Origin of the sequence: Pseudomonas sp. 09C 129 (genome assembly GCF_002843625.1) — a bacterium.
GTDB classification, from domain to species: Bacteria; Pseudomonadota; Gammaproteobacteria; order Pseudomonadales; family Pseudomonadaceae; genus Aquipseudomonas; species Aquipseudomonas chlororaphis.
In genome coordinates this window covers 3845372-3870084 of record NZ_CP025261.1, presented here as the reverse complement: position 1 = coordinate 3870084, position 24713 = coordinate 3845372, and the positions used below count along the sequence as shown (strand labels likewise).

Genomic DNA, 24713 nt, shown 5'->3' with positions numbered 1-24713 from the left:
CATTGAAAGTGGGCTGTGCAGTGTGCTTTTCGAAAACTCTGTGGTTTTTCCGGGGGCGGTGTTGCGGTTCGATTGGCTTGTAAAACCCGTGGCTTACTCGTCCTCCAGCAATGGGTAATCGTCGGCGTTCGGTAGTTCGTAATGCCACCACTCGGTGGGAATTGCCTGGAAACCAGCATCCAGCATGATCCCCAGCAGCAGCAGACGATTGCGTTGCACGTCTGCTGGCAAGTCGGGGTAGAACTGATGGGACTTTTCTTCCATCGCGTCGAATGCGGTGCCCATGTCCAGTGGCTCACCATCGGCGCCCACCAAGGTCAGATCCACCGCCACCCCACGGCTATGGTGGGAGCCCAAGTGCGGGTCACGCACATAGTCGTTGTCTGGTAGCGCTTCCCACAACAGGTACTGGGCGTAGGGTGGCCGGTAGGCGTCGTAAATGCGCAGGACAAACCCGGCCTGGCGCGCGAGCTGGCTAGCTTTTTCCAGGCAAGTCGCAGCCTGACGGTGCAACCTGCAACGAGCATTCGGATAGATCACTTTTCCAGCCAGATTTTCTGCGCCGGCGTAGATCAGGTCGATTTGCACCTGATAGCGCTGGGCATCAATCTCTACAAGTGGGCTGTTGTTCACGCAAACACTCCAGTTGGGATTCGGTGGGACGATGGGATCAGCTTTCGAACTGACCGAAAGCTTTTTGCAATTGACGGTTCTTGGCCAAGCGCTCATCGAGGCGATCGCCGTATTTCTCCGCGACGGCCGACACGATGAGATTTAACAGGCAGGCCAAGGGTGCAAGGGAGTCCCAGAACTGCCCGACATCGGTTTTCAGTTGCAAGAGGTCAAGCGGGTAATCCCTGGCCCAGGGGCACTGCAGGTCTGTGATCAGGGCCAGTGGCAGGTCGTTGTCTACCGCCGCGTCGCAGAAGGTCTGGGTCACGCTGGAATAAGCACGGAAGTCCGAAATGATTGCGTAGGGATTGGCGAAGCCGGAGTTCAGGGTTTCTGCGTAGATTCCTGACAGGCCATCGACGTAGTAGACCTTGGGCCGAATGTATTCAAGGTGGCTATGAAACGCTGTGAGAATCCCGCGAGTGGACTGGATTCCGAGGATGAATACGGCATCAGCTTCGTAGATGCGCTGCACGATATCGGCAAAGGCACTGCTGCGCGCTAGACCGTACACGTGCCGGATGGCCTCGATTTCGCGACTCATGGAACGATCGAGAGCGTCTTCCTGATTGCTTTCGGCACGAAAGGCACCGATGCGGTCGGTAATCAGCCACGAGGTGGGCGTTTCACCGCGCAGGCTCTGTTTGACTTCATCAATGTTCTGGTAGCCAAGGGAGCGAAAAAAGCGCCCCACGGAAATCCCTGTGGTGGAGGTCCGCTGCGCGATGCTATCGGCCGACTCGAACGGAAGCTGTTCCGGGTTACCCAACAGATAGCTGGCGATGCGCTTGCCGGTAGGGGTCAGGCTGGAGAACTCCTGCTCCAGCAACTGTAGGAAGCTGTTCTTTTCCGTAGGCATGTCAGAGCCCCTGAGCACAGATTGTTATTGACTTGTCATCAATTTATGCAATGTTAAAAACATAACATGCGTTTTCGAGACAACACAATGCCTTTTTTCAGCAGGCACCCTAGGGCGCTATCAGGCAAGTGGATCTGCGCCGTTTCGGCTCACGTCAAAGGGTGACTCGGCGACCCGGAGCCAGATCGGGGGGGCTTCTTGCGATTAGTGGGCGTTCAGCCGGACAGCTGCTTTGCATGAGTCCAGAAACGCTGGTGCTCCTCTGGAAGCACGAGCGAGACGCCGTATCGGCGTTCGTGACCTCGAGGTCTTCAAGGTCTTCGAGACAGGTTTGAATGGAGTCCACTGCCATCAGCAGCTTGTTGAGCTAAGGCGATGCCGTTGAAGCCTCTGCGCTGTACGCCTAGTACGCGGCACATTTTAGGCTGCTGGCCGAGGCCCACCTGCACATCAAGGCACTGAAGGTGGGCTTTGGGTAACCGCAGGCCAAGCGTGAGGCGGTCACCAGGTCAAGTAGCCTACCGACAGAGCTCTTTGTATTGATTCACGTTGGAAACTGCAGAGCTTAGTGCTGTTGTTTTGTATTGATAGTAGCGGATTGCATCTGCCTGAGCGGGTCCAACATTACCGAAATATTCTTCCCAAGCGTTACTCTTAGTTAGCAAGTCAGAGAGCATGGTGCTTAGGTCGTTTGCCGTCCAAACTGTCTTGTAGCCTTTAATCTCGCCAGGGGCTGGATGGATATGTTTGACATACTTATCCACCGAGTACCCATACTCGTCGCCCTTTTTATGCTCGTAAGCCATAAAGACCGTATACACCGTCCCGACTGACTGCTTGTACCAAGGGATAACGACAAAGTGATGAACCGCTGACCCCGTAATAAGAAAGTGCCAAACAGCTGTCTGCGAGTGATCACCACGAAATAAAAGTGCCTGTTCGATTTGGTACTTCATGCTCGCATTGTTTTCAATGACATCATTTCCAACATCATCTTGCACCTTCCCGTAAACAGCGCAGCTCATTTGAGCTGGCACACCAGGACAATTCTTCAATCCCATGAGTGTTGTGTTGTTGTTTATAGCCCTGATCAGATCTTCCCCTGTCATGTCTCTTGGCTCCTGCCCGGATATTTAACACGTACTTGGAAATAATTAAGCTCACTGTCCTTGGTGAATATAGCTTCGATCCGCCCTTTATCAAATTCATCCAGTGGGTGAAGAAAGATGTCAATGGTGATCAGTGTCGTGCCATTTTTCTAAAACTAAACGTTCTTAAGAACCACAATAAAAAAGGTGTCGGCCTACGGCTGATGCGTACCTTGGCAGGCGGAGACTGGCAACCCAGGGCGGTGCTGCGCCACCCTCCCCTTGTTGCCCTGCGGTCGGGCCACGCTCGAAACCTCGAGAGGACGGCGATGGCGTCCTCTCTTCTAGCGGGTTCGCCTGCTACATCAGTTCCGCTGTTTCGGCTTGCCTCTGCTTGATAGGAATGATCTTGAACCAGATGGAGTACATCGCCGGCAGGAACACCAGCGTCATGATGGTGCCGACAAATGTACCGCCGATCAGTGTGTAGGCCAGGGTCCCCCAGAAGACCGAGTGCGTCAGCGGGATGAACGCCAGGATGGCTGCCAACGCTGTCAGCAATACCGGGCGGGCACGCTGTACCGTGGCTTCGATCACTGCGTGGAGCGGATCCAGTCCTTCTTGTGCGTTGTGATGGATTTGCCCGATCAGAATCAGCGTATTACGCATCAGGATGCCCGAAAGTGCGATCAGGCCGACCAGGGCGTTGATCCCGAATGGTTGCTGGAAGATCAGCAACGTCGGCACCACGCCAATCAATCCCAGCGGCGCGGTGAGAAACACCATGATCATCGCCGAGACCGAGCGTACCTGCAGGATGATGATCAGCAGCGTGACGGCAATCATGATCGGGAGCAGCGGCAAGATCGCCTGGCCGGCCTTGCCCGACTCCTCGATGGCCCCCGCCTGCTCGATACGATACCCGGCAGGCAAGGTGTCGATGACCGGCTGCAGCTCCTTCATGATCACGCTCGAGACGTCCGGTGGCTGCAAGCCTTCGGCAATATCGCCGCGCACGGTAATGGTCGGGGTGCGGTCACGACGCCGAAGGATCGGATCCTCCATGCGCACATCCACCTCTCCAACCTGGGACAGGGGGATACGCTGACCCGCCGCTCCCACCAATGTGAAGCCTTCAATCCGGGCGGGGTCGAGCCGGATGTCACCCGCGGCGCGCCCCATCACCTGCACTGAACGAATATCTTCACGAACCGCCGTGATCGGCACCCCGGCCAGCAGGAACTGCAACTGCTGGGCGACTGCACTGGATGTCAGGCCAACCGCCTGCAAACGATCCTGATCCAGGCTGAAATGCAGCGTTGGCGTCAGTGGTCCCCAGTCGCGGTTGACCGTCCTCATCATCGGGCTCGCTTGCATGACCTCTTGTACCCGGCCGGCAATCTCGCGCAGCGTCATCGGGTCAGGCCCCATTACCCTGTAGGCGACGGGGAATGGCGAATAGGGACCAAACACCAGTTGCGTAACCCTGACCCGCGCTTGCGGGGCAAGCCCTTCAGCAATGGCCTCGCGCAGACGGAACTTGAGGGCCTCGCGCGCCTCCTGGCTGTCCGTCAACACCACGATCTTGGCGAACGAGGGATCGGGGAGCTCCGGCGCCATCGCCAGGTAGAAGCGCGGCGCGCCTTGCCCGATATAGGCCGTGACAATTTTTGCTTCATCCTGCTTGTGCAGCCAGGCCTCGACCTTTGCGGCAGTGGCACTGGTCTGCTCGATGGAGGTTCCATAGGGCATTTGCACTTCGACCAGCACCTCGGGACGGTCCGAGGTGGGGAAGAACTGCTTCTTGACCAGGCTCATGCCGAGAATCGCCACGACAAACGCCGCGATAACCGTGCCGGCCACCAGCCATTTGCGGGCGATGACCCGCGTCAGAATCCGGCGAAAACGATTGTAATTAGGGGTGTCGTAGATGGCCGCATGACCACCTTCGACCGGCTTGATGTCCGGCAACATTTTCACCCCCAGATAGGGGGTAAAGGCCACCGCGACGACCCAGGAGGCGATCAGGGCAATGCCCACGATCCAGAACATGTTGCTGGTGTACTCGCCGGCGGTGGACTGGGCGAAGCCGTTGGGCAAAAAGCCGATGGCGGTCACCAGCGTACCGGAGAGCATTGGCGCGGCCGTATGACTCCAGGCGTACGCGGAGGCTTTGATACGGTCGTAGCCCTCCTCCATTTTCACCACCATCATCTCGATGGCAATGATGGCGTCGTCCACCAGCAGGCCAAGCGCCAGAATCAGCGACCCGAGGGTAATACGGTCAAAGTTCTTGCCCGTGGCCGCCATCACCACAAACACCACGGCCAGCGTCAACGGCACAGCGGCGGCCACCACAATACCTACATGCCAGCCCATGCTGAGAAAGCAGACAAGCATCACAACCAACAGGGCGACGAAGAACTTGACCATGAACTCGTCGACGGCCGAACTGATGTTCACAGACTGATCGGTGACCTTGGTCAGCGTCATGCCCAGCGGCATGCCTTCATTGATTTTGCTCGTCTCGGAGTCCAGCGCCTTGCCCAGGTCCAGGCCGTTCCAGCCGTCTCGCATCACGATTCCCAACAACAGAGCCTCTTCCCCGTTATTGCGCACAAGGAAGGTTGCTGGATCTTCATAGCCCCGTTCGACAGTTGCCACGTCAGAGAGCTTGAGCGTGCGCCCCTGGACCACAATCGCAGTGTCACGAATCTTCTGCACCTTATCGAAGGCACCGTCGAGACGAAGGAAGACTTGCGGCCCGTCGGTTTCAATCGAGCCGGCAGGCGTGAGCGCGTTCTGATTGTTCAGCGCGGCAAAAATATCCTGGGCAGAGACGCCCAGCGTGGCCAGCCGATCATGGGAGAAGGAGACAAAGATGCGTTCGGCCTGCTCGCCGATGATGTTGACCTTCTTCACGCCTGGCACGTGCAGCAGGCGCTGGCGTAACGACTCCGCATCACGCACCAACAGCCGCTGCGGCTCGCCTTTGGCTTTCAAGGCGAAAAGCGCAAATGTCACATCTGAGAACTCGTCGTTGACCATCGGGCCAATGACCCCCGCCGGTAGCTTGATGGCCTCGTCGTCGAGCTTTTTACGCGCCTGATAGAACTCGTCCTGCACTTGCGAGGGCGGCGTGCTGTCAAGCAACGACACCATCGTGAACGCGAGACCTGGACGCGTGTAGGTTTCCGTGCGGTCGTACCATTTCAGTTCCTGCAGGCGTTTTTCCAGGGGCTCCGCAACCTGGTCCTGCATTTCCTGCGCCGTGGCGCCCGGCCATGCGGTAATGACCGTCAGCTGCTTCACCGTAAACGGCGGATCTTCCGCCCGCCCCAGCTTGAAGAACGCCAGGGTGCCAGCAACAGCGATCAGGAAGATCAGGAATACCGTGATCGAACGTTCGCGAACGGCGATCGCCGAGAGATTGAAGCGCCCCTGGCTCATGGATGGCTCCCGGCAACGTTGACGTCACCCTGTTGAGCCAGTCTCACCTCCTCACCCTCGCGCAGCAGATGCGCGCCCAAGGCCACAATCCGTTCGCCGGCCTTGAGATCGCCGGCAACTTGCGCTGCGTCGTCGCTCAAGCCCAGGACCCGGACAGGTCGCCAGGCCACCTTCGCCGGTGTGCCAGCAATGACCCACACGCCAGTGCCTTGGCCCGGGTCATGAATGGCGGCGATCGGCACTTGCAGCACCTGTCCATTGGCGCTGCCCTCGGCGATCCGCAGGGTGACGGTCGAACCCAACGGCGCATTGGCCAGCGCGCCCTCAAGCACATACCGCGCCTCGAAGGTGCGTGTCATCCGGTCGGCCGAGTCAGAAAGCAACCTCAGCTTTGCTGTAACAGCTTGCGTGGTGTTGCCATACAGCGTCGCCTGCGCGATGGATCCCGCTGCCGGACGTAGCGTCTCGGGCAGGTGCACGATGGCCTCGCGCTGCCCTGCCCGCGCCAGTCGAACCACGGGCTGCCCCGGGCTGACGACCTGCCCGGGCTCGGCCAGCGTCTCCACCACCACGCCATCGGAATCGGCAAACAGCACCGCATAACCAGAAGCATTGCGGGCTACGTCAGCCTGCGCTTCGGCGGCGCTGAGCTGCGCCTTTGCGGTATCGGCTGCGGCTTTGACCTGGTCATAGGCCGATGCAGAAATAGCCCCCGCGGCGACCAGGTCGCGATAGCGCGCCTCGTCATCGGCTGTCTGCTTGGCTCGGGCCCGAGCGGCGATGACCGCCTCTTGCTGCGCTCGCGCCTGCAATCCCAGGTCGATTGGGTCGAGACGCATCAGCGGTTGACCCCGCTTGACGGTCTGGCCCGTGTCGACCAAGCGCTCAAGTATCTTGCCCGATACCCGAAAACCCAGGTCGCCCTGGACGCGGGCCGCCACGACGCCAGTGAAAGAGCGTGAAACACCGGACGCCCCCTGCACCGCAGAGGACCTCACCAGAGGGGCCTGCGTGCGTGGATCTTCAACGGTGGATGAGTCGCCACACGCCGTCAGGAATAGAGGCAACAGGCAAGCGGCAATGGGGACAGGTCGGAGCCGGCGCATAGGTTCCCTTACTTGAACAATAGGACATGCAGCACATTCTCAGCATAGTGACTATATCTGTCAATGGTCACACTCCGTGACGTGTCAGGATTCTCTAGGCTCACGCCATAACCGCCGTATTCATTAAGAAATCTTTAGAAGCCGATCAAATTGTGCTGATTGACAGGACGTGACCATAACGTAATATGGTCACAAACATCCTCGATTTAAGGAGCCTCAATGCCTCCCCTCCGCCCCATTGCTCTTTGGGTGAGCGCCAGCTTGATGGCAGGCTGCGCGGTCGGTCCGGACTATCAACGTCCACACGCCCCGCTGCTGGATCGTTACCTGGGTCAATCTGCCGTCGAGCAGAGGCCTGTGGCGAGGCCGGCCAGTCTTGTGGCCTGGTGGGAAGGTTTTGGTGATCCCGTGCTGACCGACTTCGTCTCCAAGGCGCTTGAACAGAACCTGGATCTGGCGCAGGCATCGGCGCGAGTCACACAGGCTCGGGCAGGATTGGGTGCCGCAAATGCCGCCTTGCTGCCCTCGGGGAACATCAGTGGCCAGGCCGCGCGTTCCTACCAATCGATCGAGACCCCGCTCGGCCAGGTGTTGAACCCGACGCCTGGTTATGATCGGTATGGAAACTCCTACGAGGTTAACCTCGGTGCGGGCTGGGAGGTCGATGTCTTTGGCGGCCTGCGACGCGGACGCGAAGCCGCACTCGCCGAGTACCAGGCTTCCGAGGCGGGCGCCGCCGCCACACGACTGGCCATCGCCGCGCAGACCGCCGATATCTACATCACCCTCCGCGGGTTGCAGGCCCGGCTGGACATTGCGAACCGCCAAGTCAAAACGCAGCAGGGGCTGCTAGAGAAAGTCCGCTTGCTTTACGGCAAGGGCCTCGCTGCCAACTATCAGGTTCAGCAGACCGAGGGCGCGCTATCGCAGGTCCAGGCGACCGTGCCGGTCCTGCAGACCGGCCTGGATGCTGCCATGAATGCACTGGATGTCATGCTCGGCACACCGCCAGGCACTCATCGCGCGCAACTGGCCAATGCAGGGAGCATTCCTCTTGCGCCGCAGATAAAGGCCACGGGAACGCCGGCCGATCTGCTGCGCCGCAGGCCCGATCTCATCGTCGCCGAGCGCCAGCTTGCGGCTTCCAACGCGCGCATCGGGGTGGCGATTGCCGAGTACTACCCGAAATTCTCCCTCAGCGCATTGCTGGGTAGCGCTACGGCTGTCTCCGCCGGCAATCTTTTCACCGGCGGCGCCAATCAGTCGGCGGGCGTGTTGGGGCTGCGCTGGAGACTGTTCGACTTTGGCCGCATAAACGCTCAAATCGATCAAGCCAAGGGCCAGGAAGCGCAAGCCCTGGCCGCTTACCGTCAGTCCGTACTGCGCGCCACCGAGGATGTCGAGAATGCCTTTTCCGCCCTGGTGAATCGGGAAGTCCAGGCAGCCACCCTGAGCGTAGGCGAAACCTCCCTGACGCAGGCTCGCCAATCGTCGTTCATGGCCTACCAGAAAGGTACGGCCAGCCTGATCGATGTCCTGCACGCCGACGAAACGATGCTGCAGGCTTCCGATGCCCGAGCGCAGGCGCGAACGGAGTCGGCACGGGCGGCGGTTGCGGCATTCAAGGCCCTCGGTGGTGGCTGGCAACCTCCTGACACCCGGTCCGTGGCGACTCGATGACTTGACCAGGCGACGCAGCGCTTTATGCACGCCCGCGACTACCCGTTCGAGAGGGGGCTATGAAAGCGAGCGAGAATTCCTGGGTGCTCATCACCGGAGCCGCAAGCAGATTTGGCGAGGAGTTTGCCCCACGCCACGCCGATTTCATCAGGAGCTCATGTCACGCGTCATGGGCGTGTGAGTGGCGACGAAGCGGCTTCCCCGAAGGAAATATGCTTTGAAAGGCCGGGAGGTAACCTGCACTCCCGGCCGGAAAACTATCGTAGAACGACGCCCTATCTTAGAAACGATAGCTGACGGAAGTGCCGAGCCCGCTCGCGCTGTTCTTGTACTTGGCGCTGTATGCGCCCCGGGTCGCGGAGGTACCCTTGACCTGCACGCTCTCCTCCCACAGATAGGAATAAGCGACATCGATCGTGACATTGTCCGCCGGAGTCCAGCCAGCCCCGAAGCTGATAACCGTCCGGTCGCCCGTTGGAATACGGGGCCCGCGATGGGTGTTGTTGGCGGGCGACTGGTCGACTGACAAGCCGGCACGAAGTACCCAGTGATCATTCAGTTTGTACGCCGTACCGATGGCGTGGGCCCACGTATCGTGCCAGTCCTGTTCTTCGGTAACCGTGCCCAGCGATCCGATCAATAAAGGAGGCAAGCCCGTGTTCTCGATGGTTAATTCCTTGAAGCGACTCCAGCGGGTCCAGGTGCTCCCCAGGTAGAGCGTCCAGTCATTACTGAGCTGATGAGTTACCGAGAAGTCCACCGACTCCGGCGTATCCACATCCAGCGAAGCGTCATAGCTGCGGCCGCTAACCCCCAACACGCTAAAGATGCCGTCGGTGACCTTGGTCTTGGCATCCAGGTGGTAACTGACCTTGGAATGGTAGGTCAATCCGAGGCGAGTTCGATCGGTAGCCTGCACCAGAATGCCGGCGTTGAAACCCAGGGCCGTATCGTCGCCGGTGCTTTTGAGTTTCCCGTCGTTGCGACCAGGGCTGAGCGGATTGGGCACCATCCCGGACAACTCGCCGCTGATACGGTTGATGGTGGGACCGAACCCGATCGAAACCTTGTCGTTAAAGGCATAGCTGATGGTGGGCTGGAAGGTGAATGTCGTGACCTCGCTTTTGTTAGCGTAGTAACGCCCCGCAAAGCCGCTGCCATAATCGGTTATCAGGCCGAAAGGCACATAAAACCCGACACCGAATGCCCAGTGCTCATCAATGGGTTTGACGTAGTAGCCCATAGGTATCGTAGTCGTGGGCACCATGTCGCCGTCTTCCTGGCCGGCGAATGTACTGCGGGTCTGGCTGATGTCGGACTTCGCGAAAAGCGTCGCCGCCCCTACGCTGACTTGTTCTCTTTTCAAGCGTGACATGCCCGCCGGATTACCGAAGACCGTGCTCGCATCTTCAGCGGAGGAGGAACGACCGGCAAATCCAGAGCCCATCCCGCTGATGCTCTGTTCATTGAGAGCGAAGCCGCTCGCAGACACATAAGAAGACGCGAGCGCAACAGCGAGCCCAAGTGGGCTCATGAGCAATATTTTTTTCATTATTAGAACTCTAGGGTTATCACCGGGATAAAACAGCAGAAGCAACGGACGCATACTTATCCATGTGACTATTTCAGTCAATAGTCACATAACAGGTAAATAAATGCCCTTCGACGGTTGGAGGAAGGGCAAAGTGAAAAGCCGATTGAGCGATACCTCGCCCAGAGCAGCAGGCGTTCGAGCGTTAGCCGAAGATCAAGGCATGAGGCTGCGCAAGATGAGATTGGAGGTGAGCGTGGGCGCCTCTTCGACAAAATCGAGGTTGTACTGCAGCAGTAGAGGATTGACGAATGGCCGCAGAGCAAGATGTATCGCGTCTACCGTCTCGTCCAGGGGAGTCTTGCGTTCAAACTCACCGACCTCTCGCCCTTCACGCACAATCTGCAAAATGAATTGCTTGATCTGTGCTTCATAAACTTGCGAACTGGACCAGCGCTCCGACACAGAAAACGCTGCGATGTCATAGAGTTTCCGATCGTTGAAGAACAGGTTCACACCTGTGGCGATCACCGTTTTGACCAGGCGCCGAAAGCGCTCCGTTGCCGAAAGGGTCTCTCCACTGATGGCCTGTTCAACAGCCGCAACGATTTCTGCCAGGCAATTTGTGCAGATGGCTTCACCGATCGCCTGCTTGGAATCAAAAAACTTGTAGATATAGGCTTTGGAAAAACCGATGGCTTTAGCCAGGTCGGAGACCGTGGTTTTGCCATAGCCGTACTGACTGAAGTGCTCGTTGGCCGCCGCGACAATCTGGTTTCGAATGTCGTGATCGGCTGGGCCACGGGCGCTGGGCGGAGATATCGATGGCTGATTCATGGGAACAGCTTACTCACCCTGTAGCGGACTGACAACTTGTGACCGATAAGATATCCAGTCACAAAACGGCCGTTCCGAACGCCTTTCCAGGGCAACTGGAAAAACTCCGGCCGAACCTGCTCTCAATACCGTCCTCATAAAGCGAAGCCGGTATTCACCGGCCTCGTCGTCAGTCATGTTTGACCAGATTGAGCGCCGGTAAAGGCCCTCCGGGAAATTGCGCGAGCTGCCCTTGTTGCAAGTCGCCCAAGTCGATGCCATGGAACCCCAGTTGCTGGATCAGCTCGCTGACCTGCTGCTTGGCGTGCGCATGCTCTCCAGAGACAAACAACACTCGCTTGCCCCCTTCGGCGTTCGGGTTGGCCAGCAGATTCGACGATAGATGGTTGAAGGCCTTGACCACGCGGGCGCCGGGCAGCATTTGCGCCACGACCTGGGTGGAAGGTTGGCCTCCCAGGTCAAAGGGCTTGAACAGCGGCGCTTCAATCGGGTTGTTGGTATCCACCACAATCCTTCCTTCCCAGGGGCCCAGCCCGGCCAGTGCCGACGGAATCTTCGACCAGTTCACCGCCAGGAACACCAGGTCTGCGGTAGCCGCTTGCTCGGCGGTAACGGCTTGAGCCTTGGGCCCCAGTTCGGCGATCAGCGACGTGAGGCTGTCAGGGCCACGGCTGTTGGCGATGCTCACGTCCAGGCCGGCCTTCGTCAGTAACCTGGCGATCGCGCTGCCTATGGCGCCTGCTCCAATGATGCTGATACTCATGTTCATGTCTGGCTCCTCAGGCGGTGAAGCCGCCATCGATCATCAATTCGGCACCGGTGACGAAACTGGCTTCGGGGCTGGCCAGATAGGCCACTGCGCTGGCGATGTCCTGGCCTTCCCCGTAGCGTCCCACGGCGATATTGGGGCGCACGAAGTCCGCCACCGGCCCCTCGGCGGGATTCATGTCGCTGTCGGTCGGCCCGGGGTGGACGGTATTCACGGTGATACCGCGGGGTCCCAGGTCTCGCACCAGGCCTCGGCTGAAGCCCGCCACGGCGCCCTTGGTCAGGGTGTAGGCGGAGGCGGTGGCGAAAGCCGCGTATTGCACCATGGAGCTGCCGATATGAATGATTCGCCCCCCCTGCCCCATGTGCTTGAGCGCCTCCTGGGTGGCCACGAAAACACCGGTGACATTCACCGCGAGGATGCGCTGGAAGTCCTCGAAAGCGATGTCTTGCGGAGCACCGAGCACACTGATGCCGGCGTTGTTGACCAGGATATCGACCTTGCCGAATAACGTGGCGACCTGCTGGACCGCGGCGCGGACAGCCTCGGGATCTCCAGCGTCGGCCGCCAGCGAAATAGCTCGACCGCCGGCAGCGGTGATCGCCTCGACCAGCGCCGCGGCACGATCAGGCGAGGCGTTGTAGGTAATGGCGACAGCGGCGCCGTCCGCGGCCAGGCGTTGGGCAATGGCCGCTCCGATACTGCGCGAGCCGCCGGTGACGATGGCGATCTTGCCAGAGAGAGGAAGGGTGACAGCGTTCATGGTGTGAGCCTCTAGTGGTGGTTGGTGAGGCTATGAAACGCTTTTCTTTTTCCATCAAGTAGTAGGGAGTGACTAGAATCACTTTCAACGTTTGCTTGAAGGTATCGATCATGGAAACCCTGGCCAATCTGCAATCTTTCGTTCGCAGCGCAGAGGCAGGCAGTTTCTCTGCCGCCGCGCGGCGCCTGGGTATCACGCCGGCCGCGGTGAGCAGGAATGTCGCCCAACTGGAAGCCAACCTGGGGGTACGCCTGTTTCAACGCAGTACTCGCCGACTGTCCTTGACCGAGGCTGGGGAGCGCTTTCTGGCTAACCTCGAGGGTGGGCTGGAGACTGTCCAGGCGGCGATTGCCGACGTAACCAGCAACGCCGGAGAACCGGCTGGAGTGCTGCGTATTTCCGCGGCGCCCGCTTTTGGCCGTGACTACCTGCTGCCGTTGATGCCGCAGTTCATGAAGCGATATCCAGCGGTGGTTCCCGAGTGGCACTTCGACAATCGCCAGGTGGAGCTGATCGCCGATGGATTTGACGTCGCCATCGGCGGCGGCATCGAGCTTTCGCCCGGGGTGATCGCCCGGGATCTGTCACCGGCGCATTTGGTGCTCGTGGCATCGCCGGACTGTCTGTCCAGGCACCCTCTTGTACGTCGTCCCGAACAGTTGAATGACCTTGAGCACCTGGCCATGCGCTCGCTACAAAGCGGCAAGGTCCGCGGCTGGACACTGCAAGGCCCCAAGGAACAGCGTGCAGCACTGGAGTTGCGCCCGCGGTTGCTGGTCAACGACCCACAAGCACTTTGCCAGAGCGCGCTCATGGGGCTGGGCGTGGCGCTATTGGCGATTCCCGACGTGCTTGAGCATCTGCAAAGTGGCGCCCTTGAACGGGTACTGCCGGACTGGTATGTCGATGCGGGGCCCATCTCGCTGTACTTCGCCGGGCAGAAACTGCTGCCGGCCAAGACGCGGGTCTTCGTGGACCTGCTGGTGAGTCATGCCCGCGAGCAGCAATGGGCGAAACGCTTTGATGCGCGAGGCTAAAGTTGCCCCACAGGTTGGCCAAAAGCAGCCATGCCCTCCTCCCCTTCACCAGCAGCGCGGATTTGTGGGGGTCATGAAGAGGTTTCCCGGGGCGAGGAATGACTGGCCGGCCGCGCGGCCGGTGTCCGGGACAGCAAGACAATGCCTACGGCGATCATCACGCCACCCAGCATTTCGTGGGTGGAAAGCATGTCGCCGCTGATGGCGAAGGTGATCAGCGCGGCAAAGAAAGGGCACAGAAACAGGAAGCCGCTGGTGCGCACGGCGCCGCCCGTATGCAGGGCCGCGAACCACAATCCCATGGCCCCCGTCGAAGCGGGAATGGCCAGCGTGGCGAGAGCCCAGCAGGTCGAGCCCGCCATGACCAGCGCTTCCGCGGGGCCGATTGCGCCGGTCATCACCGACTGCACACCGATGCAGACCACCACCCCGGCGAAGGCCAGCAGCAGGCCCAGCCAGGCCAGGGGGCGTACCCGCTCCTTGAGCAGGATGCCGGCCAGCAGCGCCACCAACAGCGGATTGCTGGCCATCAGGATTGCCGCCTTGGATGCACTGGTCTGCGTCAGGCCCATGGTCAGGAACGCCATGACACCGGTCGTCTGCAACAGGCCGATGATGGTCAGTCGCAGCCAGGGCATGACCTTGACCGGAACCGCTGTGCCGGCAGCGACCCGGGCACGGTGGCGCAGCCACAACCAGGGCAGCAGCGAGAGAGCCGCCACGAAAAACCGCAGCGCCGCCAGCCACAGCGGCGGCAATTCACTCAGGACAATCTTGCTGGCGACGAAGGACGAGCCTTGCAGAAAGGTGGAGCTGAGGATCAGCAGGAGAAAGCGCCGTTGTGCTGCATGCGAGTCCATGGAAGCCCTATCAATCGTGGCGGCGGACAGTAGGCCGCCGAATCACTTGATAGTGTGTTGCCCCGCCTCTCGTCACGCTTCGCGCAGAAAGACAACCTCTACGTCAAACAGGACAAGCGCACGCCCGGTCGACTACGCAAAGTAGCGGCTGGGCGATGCTCCAAGCAGCCGCTTGAACATGGCCGAGAACGCGCCCGGCGTGTCGTAGCCCATGTCCAGCGCCACAGTCGTCACGGGCTCGCCCGCGGCCAAGCGCGGCAACGCCGCCATCACGCGGGCCTGCTGTCGCCACACTTGAAACGGCACCCCGAGTTCGGCCGTGAACAGCCGCGACAGCGTGCGCGCTGTCGCGCCATGCTGGCCGGCCCAGTCGTTCAGCGTGCGATTATCCTGTGGGTTGGCCAGGATCGCTTCGCAGGTGGCCACCAAGCGCTTGTCGCGGCCCGTGGGCAAATGCAGCCCTTGTTCCGGCGACCAGGCAATCTCTTCGAGGATCAGGCTCAGGATGCGGCCATCCCGGCTGTCCTCGGAATAATCAAGGGCAATCGTCGCCGCACGCAGGATGAGTTCGCGCAGCAGGTTCGAAACCCGTACCGCGCCGGGGTGCACGGGTGCATCAGTGGGATAGCGATCCTGGCGAACATAGGCTGTGCGCAATGCCACCGGGCTGCCTCGGGTCTGCATGGCATGGGAGATTCCCGCGGGCATCCACAAGGCGCGTTGCGGCGGCACCAGCCACAGGCCTGTGCCCGTCCGGATCTCCATGACGCCGGAAACCGCGTAGATGAGCTGCCCGCAGGAATGGGCATGCGGCGCCACGGCATATGCGGCCGGGTAGTCCTTCGCCATGACCACGATGGGGCGGTCTACATTTTCATAGTCGCGCCTATCTACACTTCTAGCCAAAACAGAAACTCGCAGGTTGCAATCGTTCAAGGCTACAGGCTAATCCCTTAAAGCGTCTTCATTCGGCTTGCTTCTCAGCCAAACATTCGCATTCGGTGAACCGATATCTCGATGACGGCGCTGTGCCCTTCGATAAACCTTCAATATTGATAGCAGGTTCAAGGGCTCTGGCCGCTCGTAGCCAATAGCCAACGCCTTACATCTCACACAGCCAAATGCGGACATACTTTTCACTGCTGCCTGATAGCTTAAGGCCATCCAGCGGCATGCCCTATAAGCACAGCTGCTGCAGACAAGACACGGAGGTCTGGCAGTCATCATTCATCGAAGGCTGTTTCCATCAGGCACAAGGATCTGAAGCCGGCGACCACCTCATCCTCCATGACCAACGGTTCGCGCCCGCCACTTGCTGGCCTGCAGTGCGCGGCTTGTGCAGTACGTGCCGGTGTTCTCCCCATACCCTGTTTCACGATGAGCAGGCGTTTGGGAAACCCACTCGGCACAATGGATTCCGGAAACCATTCAATAGACGGGGCGGACTCCGAAAAGCCAGACGAGTAGGAACTTATATATGGAGATATATCGTATGTCGGCTCAAGAGAACTTTGTTGGCGGATGGACTCCTTACCACGAACTGACTCCAAAGGATCGGGAAGTATTCAAAGAGGCCCTGGCCGGGTTCGTGGGTGTGCACTACACCCCTGAAAAAGTTTCGACCCAAGTCGTCAACGGCACGAACTATCGTTATCTGTCGAAAGCAACGGTGCCTGGCTCGTCGGACAGCTGGCAGGCCGTAGTGGAAATCTACGCGCCTATTAAAGGCAAGCCGCACATCACCCAGATCCACCGGATCTAAGCAGGGATCAAACCCGTCGGGTCGCGCACAGGTTGCGCGGCCCGACGGTTCATCGCGACGTTCTCCTTCCAAACCCTCCCCCAAGCCGTAGCCAGCCCATAAACCCCGCCTTGTCTGTCACTCGTTGCAGTTGCTCGACGCCTTCCATCCCCGCGTTATTGCGCATTCCTCTGGAATACTTGCCTGATCCTCTGAGCTTGCCGGGTATCGGATAGGAAACCCTTGGCCCCTGGGCTAGAGTCCGATCACTAGGAGCCAGCCGCCATGACCCAAGCCCGCGCCGGCCAGGCATCGCCCCTGGCACACACCCTCGACACCTCCTCGCATTTTCTCTCGCTGGACCTTCCGGCCTACTCCGACGTGCTCGCGGCCAGCCCGGCGCACGAGGCAGCGGATTGGCGTATCCGCCCCTTTACCCGCGTTTCTTGAGCAAGGACGCGCCTGGTGGCGCCTCCTGAAGAAAAAACAAAGACACACCAACCGATGATCAGCAGGTGAGCCATGGAACTACGAATCAACCAGAAGACCTATCAGGTCGATGCCGACGCCGACACGCCGTTGCTGTGGGTGATCCGCGATGACCTGGGCCTGACCGGCACCAAGTACGGCTGCGGCCTGGCCCAGTGCGGCGCTTGTTCGGTGCTGGTGGACGGCAATGTGGTGCGCGCCTGCGTCACCCCGGTGGCAGGTGTGGTCGGCCGCGAGGTCACCACCATCGAAGCGATCGAGGCGGACGCAGTCGGCAAGCGCGTGGTGGCCGCCTGGGTCGAGCACCAGGTGGCCCAGTGCGGCTACTGCCAGTCCGGGCAGGTCATGGCGGCCACCGCGCTGCTCAAGCACAGCCCCGCGCCCAGCGATGCGCAGATCGAAGCGGCGATGGTCAACCTGTGCCGCTGCGGCACCTACAACGCCATCCATGCCGCCGTGCATGACCTGGCCGCCCAGCCTGCCAAGAAGGAAAGCGCCTGATGAACAAGCCCATCGATTTCGCTGAAGACCTCCTGGACCTGCCGCTGGACGAACCGGTCAACCTGTCCCGCCGGCGCTTTCTGACCGGCGCCGCCGTGGGCGCGCTGGTACTCGGTTTCGGCCTGCCGCTGGGTTCGGCCAGGGTCCTGGCCGCCACGGCGAGCACCGCGGAACGCGGGACCCAGGTCCCGGCGTTCCTGGAGATTCGCCCGGATGGCAGCGTGCGCCTGCTCAGCCCCTTCATGGAAGGCGGACAAGGCACCCACACCGCCATGGCGCAGATCGTCGGTGAAGAGCTGGACGCCGACCCCGCCACCTTCGTGGTCGAGGCCGCGCCGCCCGGCGAAGCCTACGTGGTCATGGAGAACGGCATGCGCATCACCGGTGGCAGCATGTCGGTGCGCATGAGCTACCCGACCATGCGCCGCCTGGGCGCCCTGGCGCGGGCCATGCTGCTGCAGGCCGGCGCCGAGCAGCTCGGCGTACCGCTGGCCGAGCTGTCCACCGAGCCTGGCCGGGTGCTGCATGCCGCTTCCGGCCGCTCCCTGGGTTACGGTGAATTGGCCGGTCGCGCCCTGGACATGCCGGTGCCCGACCCGGCCAGCATCACCCTGCGCGACCCGAGCCAGTTCCGCTGGATCGGCAAGCCGGTACGGCGCGTCGATGCCTACGAGAAATCCACCGGCAAGGCGCTGTACAGCATCGACCTGAAGGTCGACGGCATGCTCCACGCCGCCGTGCAGCACGCGCCGCGCCTGGGCATGAGCGTGGGCAGCCTGCGCAACGAGGCCCAGGTCAAGGCCATGAAAGGCGTGCACTCCGTTCACCCGCTGCCCGGCGCGGTGGCGGTGGTCGCCGAACGCTGGTGGCACGCCAAGCGCGCGGTGGAAGCCATTCAGGTCGACTGGCAGGAAGCGTCCGCCGATTCGAAGGTACGGCCAATGCCCGCCGACTTTTCCAGCGATGCGTTCCGCGATTTTCTCGCCGCCCAGCAAGGCCCGGCCCGCGACGACGAAAACGAAGGCGACGTGGCCGCCGCCCTGGCCAACGCCAAGACCCGGGTCGAGGCCACCTACCACAACCAGTACCTCAACCACGCCCAGCTGGAGCCCCCTTCGGCCCTGGCGCGCTTCAATCCCGACGGTTCGCTGGAGGTCTGGCTGCCCAACCAGGCGCCGGACATGTTCCGCTCCGACATCGCCAGGCGCACCGGTCTCGATCCCTCGCGGATCACCCTGCACTCGCCGCTGCTGGGCGGCTTTTTCGGCCGGCATTTCCTCTATGACTCGGCCAGTCCCTACCCACAGGCCATCGCCCTGGCCAAGGCCGTCGGCCGTCCGGTCAAGCTGATCTGGAGCCGCGAGGAAGAGTTCCTGCGTGACGTGCTGCGCCCGGTCGCCGTGGTCAAGTTCCAGGCCGCGCTGGATGCCCAAGGGCTGCCGGTGGCGATCGAAGCGGTGAGCGCCACCGAAGGCCCCACCGAAGCCATCGCCGGCAAGCAGGGCGAAAAACTCGACCCTTCGGCCCTTGAAGGTCTGTCGGGCAAGCCCTACGCCATTGCCAACAAGCGCATCGCGCAGATCTACGTCAAGGGACCGGCCATGCTCGGCTACTGGCGTTCGGTGGGCAATTCGCTCAACGACTTCTTCTACGAAGCCTTCCTCGACGAACTGGCGGACAAAGGCGGCCGCGATCCGTACGAGCTACGCCAGCACCTGCTGCGCGACAACCCGCGCCTGACCACCTTGCTGCAGGCGGTGGGCGAACTGTCCGGCGGCTGGAAGCGCGGCCCGTTCACCGCCGAGGACGGCACTCGCCGCGCCCGCGGCGTGGCCATGGCCTCGCCGTTCGGCTCGCACACGGCGGCGATCGCCGAAGTGTCGATCGAAAATGGCCAGGTCAAGGTCCACGACATCTGGCAGGCCATCGACCCGGGCAGCATCGTCAACCCGGCGATCGTCGAGGCCCAGGTCAATGGTGCCGTGGCACTGGGGTTGTCCCAGACGTTGGTGGAAGAAGCGGTCTACGTGGACGGCAAGCCCCGGGCGCGCAACTACGACCTGTACCCGATCCTGCCGCCTTCACGCATGGCGCGGGTACATGTACGGATTGTCGAGAGTGGCGAAAAGATGGGCGGCGTCGGCGAGCCACCGCTGCCCGCGGTGGCGCCGGCGGTGGCCAACGCGGTGGCGCGGCTGACCGGCCAGCGCATCCGTAGCCTGCCATTGAGCCGATACACCTTCAGCTGACCGACAAGGACTGCCCATGAATAACCGCCGATTCGCAAGAACCGCAGGCTGGCTGGCCTTGCCGTGCCTGGTCGCGGCAGGCCTGCTGGCCTGGTATGTCACCCGCGAGCCCGTCTCGCCCTTCGAGCAGGAACAGGCCGCGGCGACCCGCTTCGACCCCGCCTTGGTGAGCCGCGGCGAGTACGTCGCCCGGGTCAGCGATTGCGTGGCCTGCCACAGCCTGCCGGGCAAGGCGCCCTTCGCCGGCGGCCTGGAAATGGCCACGCCGCTGGGCGCCATCCACGCCACCAACGTCACCCCCGACCGGGACACCGGCATCGGCGCCTACAGCCTGGCCGACTTCGACCGTGCCGTGCGCCATGGCGTCGCCCCGGGCGGTCGGCGGCTCTACCCGGCGATGCCCTACCCGTCCTACGTCAAGCTCAGCGACGATGACATGCGCGCGCTGTACGCGTTCTTCATGAAAGGCGTGCAACCGGTCAGCCAGCCCAACGCCCCCAGCGCTATCCCCTGGCCGCTGAACATGCGTTGGCCTATCGCGCTGTGGAACGGCCTGTTCGCCCCGAGCACGCCCTACGCGGCCAAGCCTGCGCAGGATGCGTTGTGGAACCGCGGCGCCTACATCGTCCAGGGGCCGGGCCACTGCGGCAGCTGCCACACCCCGCGCGGCCTGGCGTTCAACGAGCAGGCCCTGGACGAGTCCGGCGCGCCGTTCCTCGCCGGCGCCCTGCTCGACGGCTGGTACGCGCCGAGCCTGCGCCAGGACTCCAACACCGGCCTGGGCCGCTGGAGCGAGCCGCAGATCGTGCAGTTCCTCAAGACCGGGCGTAACCAGCACGCGGTGGTCTACGGCTCGATGACCGAGGCGTTCAACAACTCCACCCAGTTCATGGCCGACGAGGACCTGGCGGCGATCGCCCGCTACCTCAAGTCGCTGCCCGGCGATCCGCAGCGCGACGGCGCGCCCTGGCAGTACCAGGCCGTGTCCGCCGCCACCCGCCTGGACAGCCCCGGAGCCCATACCTACGTGACCCGCTGCGCCTCCTGCCATGGCCTGGACGGCCAGGGCCAGGCCGAGTGGATGCCGCCTTTGGCGGGCGCCACTTCGGCACTGGCCAAGGAAAACGCGTCGGCGATCAACATCACCCTCAACGGCTCGCAGCGCGTGGTCGCCGCCGGCGTGCCGGATGCCTACCGCATGCCGGCCTTTCGCGAGCAATTGTCGGACCGGGAAATCGCCGAGGTCCTGAGCTTCGTGCGCGGCACCTGGGGCAATTCGGGCGGCGCGGTCGACGCGCAAGCGGTCGGCAAGCTGCGCGGGCATACCGACCCGGCCAGCAGCAGCCCGATCATCCTGCACATGCGCTGAAAAAAGGAGCGAGGTGCTGGCGATCCCCCTGGCCAGGAGCGGATCTGCCAGCAACCCCTCCCATGAACAACCGAGGTCCCCATGGAAAGCATCGATCTACTGGTCCTGAGCACCGCCCATGACTGGCTCCAGGCCGGTCACCGCGTGCTGCTCGCCACCGTGGCCCGCACCTGGGGCTCCTCGCCTCGCCCCGTGGGCTCGATGATGGCCCTGCGCGGCGATGGTCGGGTGGTCGGCAGCGTGTCGGGAGGTTGCATCGAGGACGACCTGATCCACCGCTACACCAACGCCTACGATGGCAGCGGCCTGCCGGACGGGCCGCCGCAGGTGGTGCGCTACGGCATCAGCGCCGACGAAGCGCACCGCTTCGGCCTGCCCTGTGGCGGCACGCTGGAGCTGATCCTCGAATTCACCCCCTCGAGGGATGCCCTCGAACGGCTGTTGACCCGACTCAACGCCGGCAAGCTGGTGCGCCGCAGCCTGGACCTGGGCAGCGGCCAGGTATCCCTGACCATCAGCGCTACCCCGGAGCAGTTCATCTTCGATGGCCGGCAGATGGTCAACACCCTGGGCCCCGGCTACCGCCTGCTGCTGATCGGGGCCGGCGCGCTGGCCGAATACCTGGCGACCATGGCGCTGTTCAACGGCTTCCGGGTCGCGGTCTGCGACCCCCGCCCCGAATACATCGGCGGCTGGAGCGTGGCGGGCGTGGAACAGTTGGTTGGCATGCCGGACGACATCGTCCGCGAATTCGCCCCGGACCTGCGCACCTGTATCGTCGCCGTCAGCCATGACCCCAAGCTCGACGACCTGGCCCTGCTCGAGGCCCTGCACAGCCCGGCCTTCTACATCGGCGCCATCGGTTCGCGGCGCAACAGCCAGCTACGCCGCGAACGCCTGATCGAACACTTCGGCGAAACCGAAGCCTCGCTCCAGCGCCTGCACGGCCCCATCGGCATCTACATCGGCAGCAAGACCCCCGCCGAGATCGCCGTAAGCGTCATGGCCGAGATCCTCGCCGCCAAGAACAGCGTCGCCCTGCCCCTCACCCTTGACGTTTCGAACGCCAAGCAAGCCCGCGAGCAAGAGGCGCCTGTGGCCTGATGACTCTGTCGGCTAAGACACACCTCTTGGTTGATTCGCTGGTGAGCCATGCCCGCGAACAGCAATGGGCCAAACGCTTCGATACCAGGGCCTACAAAGACAGAGAGACGGCAGGCCTTGATCCTGAGTACCAGACCAAGTCCTGGGCAATTTGGGGGGATGTGATCATTGGCATGACAATGAAAGCCGCTCAGCTAGCTATATCAAAAGGGACGGTAGCCCCGTCCCTTCATATGCGTTAACTAGCCAGTGTGGCATGCATTAGCACAGGTCTTGCATCCATTGGAGCGAGGGTAAATTTTCTTTGCTGATGCAACTGCCGTAGAACAGCCGGCATGCTCCCCAAGCAATGTCTTATCGCTTGGCATCCAGGTACACCCAGTCTTGTGAACCTCATGGTCGCCGTTCGATTGCGCCTTGTTGTTAACATAATAAATAGGCATGGAATTCCCTTCAGTTGAGTGTTGAATAGACCCGCTTCTCCCTGAGGGCCATCTCTCACATCCAGAGAGCAGGCAACACGACTCAGACTAGCCCAGTAATGGCTCACGGCAATCATTCATCAGAGATACAGAGCAATCGGCCGTCGCATTAAAAGCGACGAATCTCCAACGTCGCCCGCAGCCCTCCAGAGTGGCGATTCTCCAATCTGATCTGCCCGCCCAGGCGCGCTGCAATGGCCTGCACGATGGTCAGCCCCAACCCGGCTCCCTGAGCGTTTCCGCGACTATAGAAACGCTCGAAGAGCCGCTCGCGTTCAGTCTCATTGATTCCCGGCCCCTGGTCTTCGACGGACAGTTCGTAGTGATCCTGTTTCTTGGCCAGCCGCACCGTGATCAGTCCGTGGGGCGGCGAAAAGTTTGCTGCATTGGTCACCAGGTTGTTCAAGGCGATATCGATGGCGGCCGCGTTGACTCTGACACGGCCGATGCCTTCGCCGACATCGAAAGCCAGTTCGAGCCCCTGGTTCAACAGCCAGGGCGTCAGCTGGACCAGGCTTTCGCGAACCGTCGCCGCCAGATCGATGCAGGGTGCTGCATGGGTGTCCGTTTGCGGTTCAATACGCGCCATCGTCAGCAACTGATTGACCAGCCGAGTGGTTCGGTCCACGCCGGCAATCAAATGCTCGAGCGATTCGCGGCGATCCTCCTCGCTCCCCTCCTCCATCAGGTTCTGCGCATGCACCCTGAGTACCGCCAATGGGGTGCGCATTTCATGGGCGGCGTCAGCGATAAAACGCCGTTCACGGCCCATCACTTCCTGAATCTGTGCCAGCACCCGGTTGAGGGCCGCCTGCATGGGCTCGAGTTCAGTGGGCAACGGCATCAACTGCAACGGTTCGAGAGAGCCGGGATGCCTCGCGCGCAGCGTCGCCGCCATATCCACCAGTGGTTTCAAGCCCCAGCCGATCGCCAGCCAGATCACCGCAGCGAGCATCAGGCTGCCAAGCAGATTAGGGACGACGGTGTGACGAACTATCCGGTCAACCAGGTCGGCGCGTACATCGTCCCGCTCGCCGACCCATATCTTCAGGCCGTACTGCGTGTCATCAAGGGTGAATGCCCGCCATTTACGGCTATTCGGATCGGTCACGTCGCTGAAGCCGGGCGCGGCCGACGCCGCTGAAAAGACCGGCGCGCTCAAGGTGTGAACCAACAGCTCACCCTGGGCGTTCCAGACCTGGAACGCGATCTTGCTTTCATAAGGGTGGCCATCGACTTTGGGGGCTGCCTGGCCCAGCGCCTGGTTGAACGCCTGATACAGCTCGGCGTGCTCCTTGCTGGCCATCGGCATGCGCATGATCCCTTGCAGCAGGCGAGCATTCTGAGCCAGCTGGGCGTCGTAGACCTCGTCTATTTCATGATTGCTGTCGTGAAGGTTGAGTACGGTCATGATCAACAGGCCAAGGAACAGCAGCCCGAGGATCAACGTCAGGGTACGACGCCTGATGGAGGTCATGGGCGGCCTTCCACCAGGTAACCGACGCCGCGGACGGTACGGATGAGCTGGCTGGAGAACTTCTTGCGCAGGTGGTGGATATGTACTTCCAGGGTGTTGCTTTCCGCTTCCTCGCTCCAGCCGTAGAGCAACTGCATCAGGTGGTCGCGGGTGATCACGCGGCCAGGCGGCGACAACAATTCGTGGAGCAGTTGATATTCCTTGGGGGTCAGGGCCACCGGTTCGCCCTGGTAGCTGACCTGCTGGGTACCGGGGTTCAGGCTGATGCCTGCATGCTCGATCAGCATCTGGGCACGGCCGGCGCTGCGCCGCAGCAAGGCGCGCAGGCGCGCCTTGAGTTCCGCCAGGTCGAAGGGCTTGATCAGGTAATCGTCGGCCCCGGCGTCGAGCCCGGCGATGCGGTCTTCCGTGGCATCCCGAGCGGTGAGGATCAGCACCGGGAGGTTGGAGCCACTGTCACGCAGGCGTCGCAGCACATCCAGGCCGTCCATGCGCGGCAGGCCGAGGTCGAGCACCGCCAGATCAAAGGTTTCGCTGAGCAGCGAATGCAAGGCGCTACCGCCGTCCTGCAGCCAGTCAACGGTGTAGCCCTCACGTTCCAGGGCATGCTGGATACCCTCGCCGAGGGCCACGTCATCCTCAATCAGTA

Annotated in this window: 21 protein-coding genes; 8 read left to right on the top strand and 13 right to left on the bottom strand. The window is 61.6% G+C overall.

Annotated elements, in window-relative coordinates:
- Positions 1 to 93: 93 nt before the first annotated feature.
- The 5 genes from ddpX to CXQ81_RS17510 form a co-directional block, all read right to left on the bottom strand.
- The gene (ddpX, locus tag CXQ81_RS17535) at positions 94 to 633 is read right to left on the bottom strand and encodes a D-alanyl-D-alanine dipeptidase (protein ID WP_053261163.1); all 540 of its coding nucleotides are present in this window, start codon (positions 631 to 633) and stop codon (positions 94 to 96) included.
- A gap of 37 nt (positions 634 to 670) precedes the next feature.
- A complete protein-coding gene (locus CXQ81_RS17530) occupies positions 671 to 1531 on the bottom strand; it encodes a MurR/RpiR family transcriptional regulator (RefSeq protein WP_053261162.1) in 861 nt (286 codons plus the stop codon).
- Between the two features lie 518 nt (positions 1532 to 2049).
- A complete protein-coding gene (locus CXQ81_RS17525) occupies positions 2050 to 2640 on the bottom strand; it encodes a hypothetical protein (protein WP_053261161.1) in 591 nt (196 codons plus the stop codon).
- A gap of 339 nt (positions 2641 to 2979) precedes the next feature.
- Positions 2980 to 6069 carry an efflux RND transporter permease subunit gene (locus tag CXQ81_RS17515; RefSeq protein ID WP_101337979.1) on the bottom strand — a complete coding sequence of 1030 codons (3090 nt, stop codon included), beginning with the start codon at positions 6067 to 6069 and terminating at the stop codon, positions 2980 to 2982.
- The gene (locus CXQ81_RS17510; protein WP_101337978.1) at positions 6066 to 7175 is read right to left on the bottom strand and encodes an efflux RND transporter periplasmic adaptor subunit; all 1110 of its coding nucleotides are present in this window, start codon (positions 7173 to 7175) and stop codon (positions 6066 to 6068) included. Before CXQ81_RS17510 ends, CXQ81_RS17515 begins: the two co-directional genes overlap by 4 nt.
- Before the next feature lie 219 nt (positions 7176 to 7394).
- Here CXQ81_RS17510 and CXQ81_RS17505 point away from each other — a divergent pair, with 219 nt between their 5' ends.
- Positions 7395 to 8855 carry an efflux transporter outer membrane subunit gene (locus CXQ81_RS17505; RefSeq protein WP_101337977.1) on the top strand — a complete coding sequence of 487 codons (1461 nt, stop codon included), beginning with the start codon at positions 7395 to 7397 and terminating at the stop codon, positions 8853 to 8855.
- Between the two features lie 280 nt (positions 8856 to 9135).
- Here the strand turns inward: CXQ81_RS17505 and CXQ81_RS17495 are convergent, their stop codons facing one another.
- The 4 genes from CXQ81_RS17495 to CXQ81_RS17480 all read right to left on the bottom strand — a co-directional run bounded on the left by CXQ81_RS17495 (position 9136) and on the right by CXQ81_RS17480 (position 12755).
- The gene (locus tag CXQ81_RS17495) at positions 9136 to 10407 is read right to left on the bottom strand and encodes an OmpP1/FadL family transporter (protein ID WP_101337976.1); all 1272 of its coding nucleotides are present in this window, start codon (positions 10405 to 10407) and stop codon (positions 9136 to 9138) included.
- A 195-nt stretch (positions 10408 to 10602) separates the two neighbouring features.
- Positions 10603 to 11223, bottom strand: a complete 621-nt coding sequence (locus tag CXQ81_RS17490) for a TetR/AcrR family transcriptional regulator (protein ID WP_092418801.1) — start codon at positions 11221 to 11223, stop codon at positions 10603 to 10605.
- 169 nt (positions 11224 to 11392) lie between these two features.
- A complete protein-coding gene (locus tag CXQ81_RS17485) occupies positions 11393 to 11986 on the bottom strand; it encodes an NADPH-dependent F420 reductase (RefSeq protein WP_256593485.1) in 594 nt (197 codons plus the stop codon).
- 16 nt (positions 11987 to 12002) lie between these two features.
- A complete protein-coding gene (locus CXQ81_RS17480; protein ID WP_101337974.1) occupies positions 12003 to 12755 on the bottom strand; it encodes a 3-oxoacyl-ACP reductase family protein in 753 nt (250 codons plus the stop codon).
- A 110-nt stretch (positions 12756 to 12865) separates the two neighbouring features.
- On the opposite strand from CXQ81_RS17480, the gene CXQ81_RS17475 reads away from it, so the two are divergent.
- The gene (locus CXQ81_RS17475) at positions 12866 to 13792 is read left to right on the top strand and encodes a LysR family transcriptional regulator (protein WP_101337973.1); all 927 of its coding nucleotides are present in this window, start codon (positions 12866 to 12868) and stop codon (positions 13790 to 13792) included.
- 71 nt (positions 13793 to 13863) lie between these two features.
- Here the strand turns inward: CXQ81_RS17475 and CXQ81_RS17470 are convergent, their stop codons facing one another.
- Positions 13864 to 14652 (bottom strand): DMT family transporter, encoded by a 789-nt coding sequence (locus CXQ81_RS17470; RefSeq protein WP_101337972.1) that lies wholly within the window; start codon positions 14650 to 14652, stop codon positions 13864 to 13866.
- Between the two features lie 132 nt (positions 14653 to 14784).
- On the bottom strand, positions 14785 to 15501 hold the full coding sequence (locus CXQ81_RS17465) for a helix-turn-helix domain-containing protein (protein ID WP_101337971.1): 717 nt from the start codon (positions 15499 to 15501) through the stop codon (positions 14785 to 14787).
- A gap of 643 nt (positions 15502 to 16144) precedes the next feature.
- Here CXQ81_RS17465 and CXQ81_RS17460 point away from each other — a divergent pair.
- From CXQ81_RS17460 to CXQ81_RS17440, 6 genes are all read left to right on the top strand, one after another.
- Positions 16145 to 16414 (top strand): hypothetical protein, encoded by a 270-nt coding sequence (locus tag CXQ81_RS17460; protein WP_007925627.1) that lies wholly within the window; start codon positions 16145 to 16147, stop codon positions 16412 to 16414.
- A gap of 264 nt (positions 16415 to 16678) precedes the next feature.
- Complete coding sequence (locus tag CXQ81_RS31065) at positions 16679 to 16843, top strand: hypothetical protein (RefSeq protein ID WP_157832253.1); 165 nt, start codon at positions 16679 to 16681, stop codon at positions 16841 to 16843.
- A 72-nt stretch (positions 16844 to 16915) separates the two neighbouring features.
- A complete protein-coding gene (locus CXQ81_RS17455; RefSeq protein ID WP_009043866.1) occupies positions 16916 to 17383 on the top strand; it encodes a (2Fe-2S)-binding protein in 468 nt (155 codons plus the stop codon).
- The gene (locus CXQ81_RS17450) at positions 17383 to 19632 is read left to right on the top strand and encodes a molybdopterin cofactor-binding domain-containing protein (RefSeq protein WP_101337970.1); all 2250 of its coding nucleotides are present in this window, start codon (positions 17383 to 17385) and stop codon (positions 19630 to 19632) included. Before CXQ81_RS17455 ends, CXQ81_RS17450 begins: the two co-directional genes overlap by 1 nt.
- A 16-nt stretch (positions 19633 to 19648) precedes the next feature.
- Positions 19649 to 21001, top strand: coding sequence for a cytochrome c (locus CXQ81_RS17445; protein WP_101337969.1), 1353 nt, complete (start codon positions 19649 to 19651; stop codon positions 20999 to 21001).
- 81 nt (positions 21002 to 21082) lie between these two features.
- The gene (locus tag CXQ81_RS17440; protein WP_101337968.1) at positions 21083 to 22105 is read left to right on the top strand and encodes an XdhC family protein; all 1023 of its coding nucleotides are present in this window, start codon (positions 21083 to 21085) and stop codon (positions 22103 to 22105) included.
- A 591-nt stretch (positions 22106 to 22696) separates the two neighbouring features.
- Here CXQ81_RS17440 and CXQ81_RS17425 read toward each other — a convergent pair.
- On the bottom strand, positions 22697 to 24064 hold the full coding sequence (locus CXQ81_RS17425) for an ATP-binding protein (protein WP_101337965.1): 1368 nt from the start codon (positions 24062 to 24064) through the stop codon (positions 22697 to 22699).
- A complete protein-coding gene (locus tag CXQ81_RS31350; protein WP_256593484.1) occupies positions 24061 to 24711 on the bottom strand; it encodes a response regulator in 651 nt (216 codons plus the stop codon). Before CXQ81_RS31350 ends, CXQ81_RS17425 begins: the two co-directional genes overlap by 4 nt.
- Between the last annotated feature and the right edge of the window lie 2 nt (positions 24712 to 24713).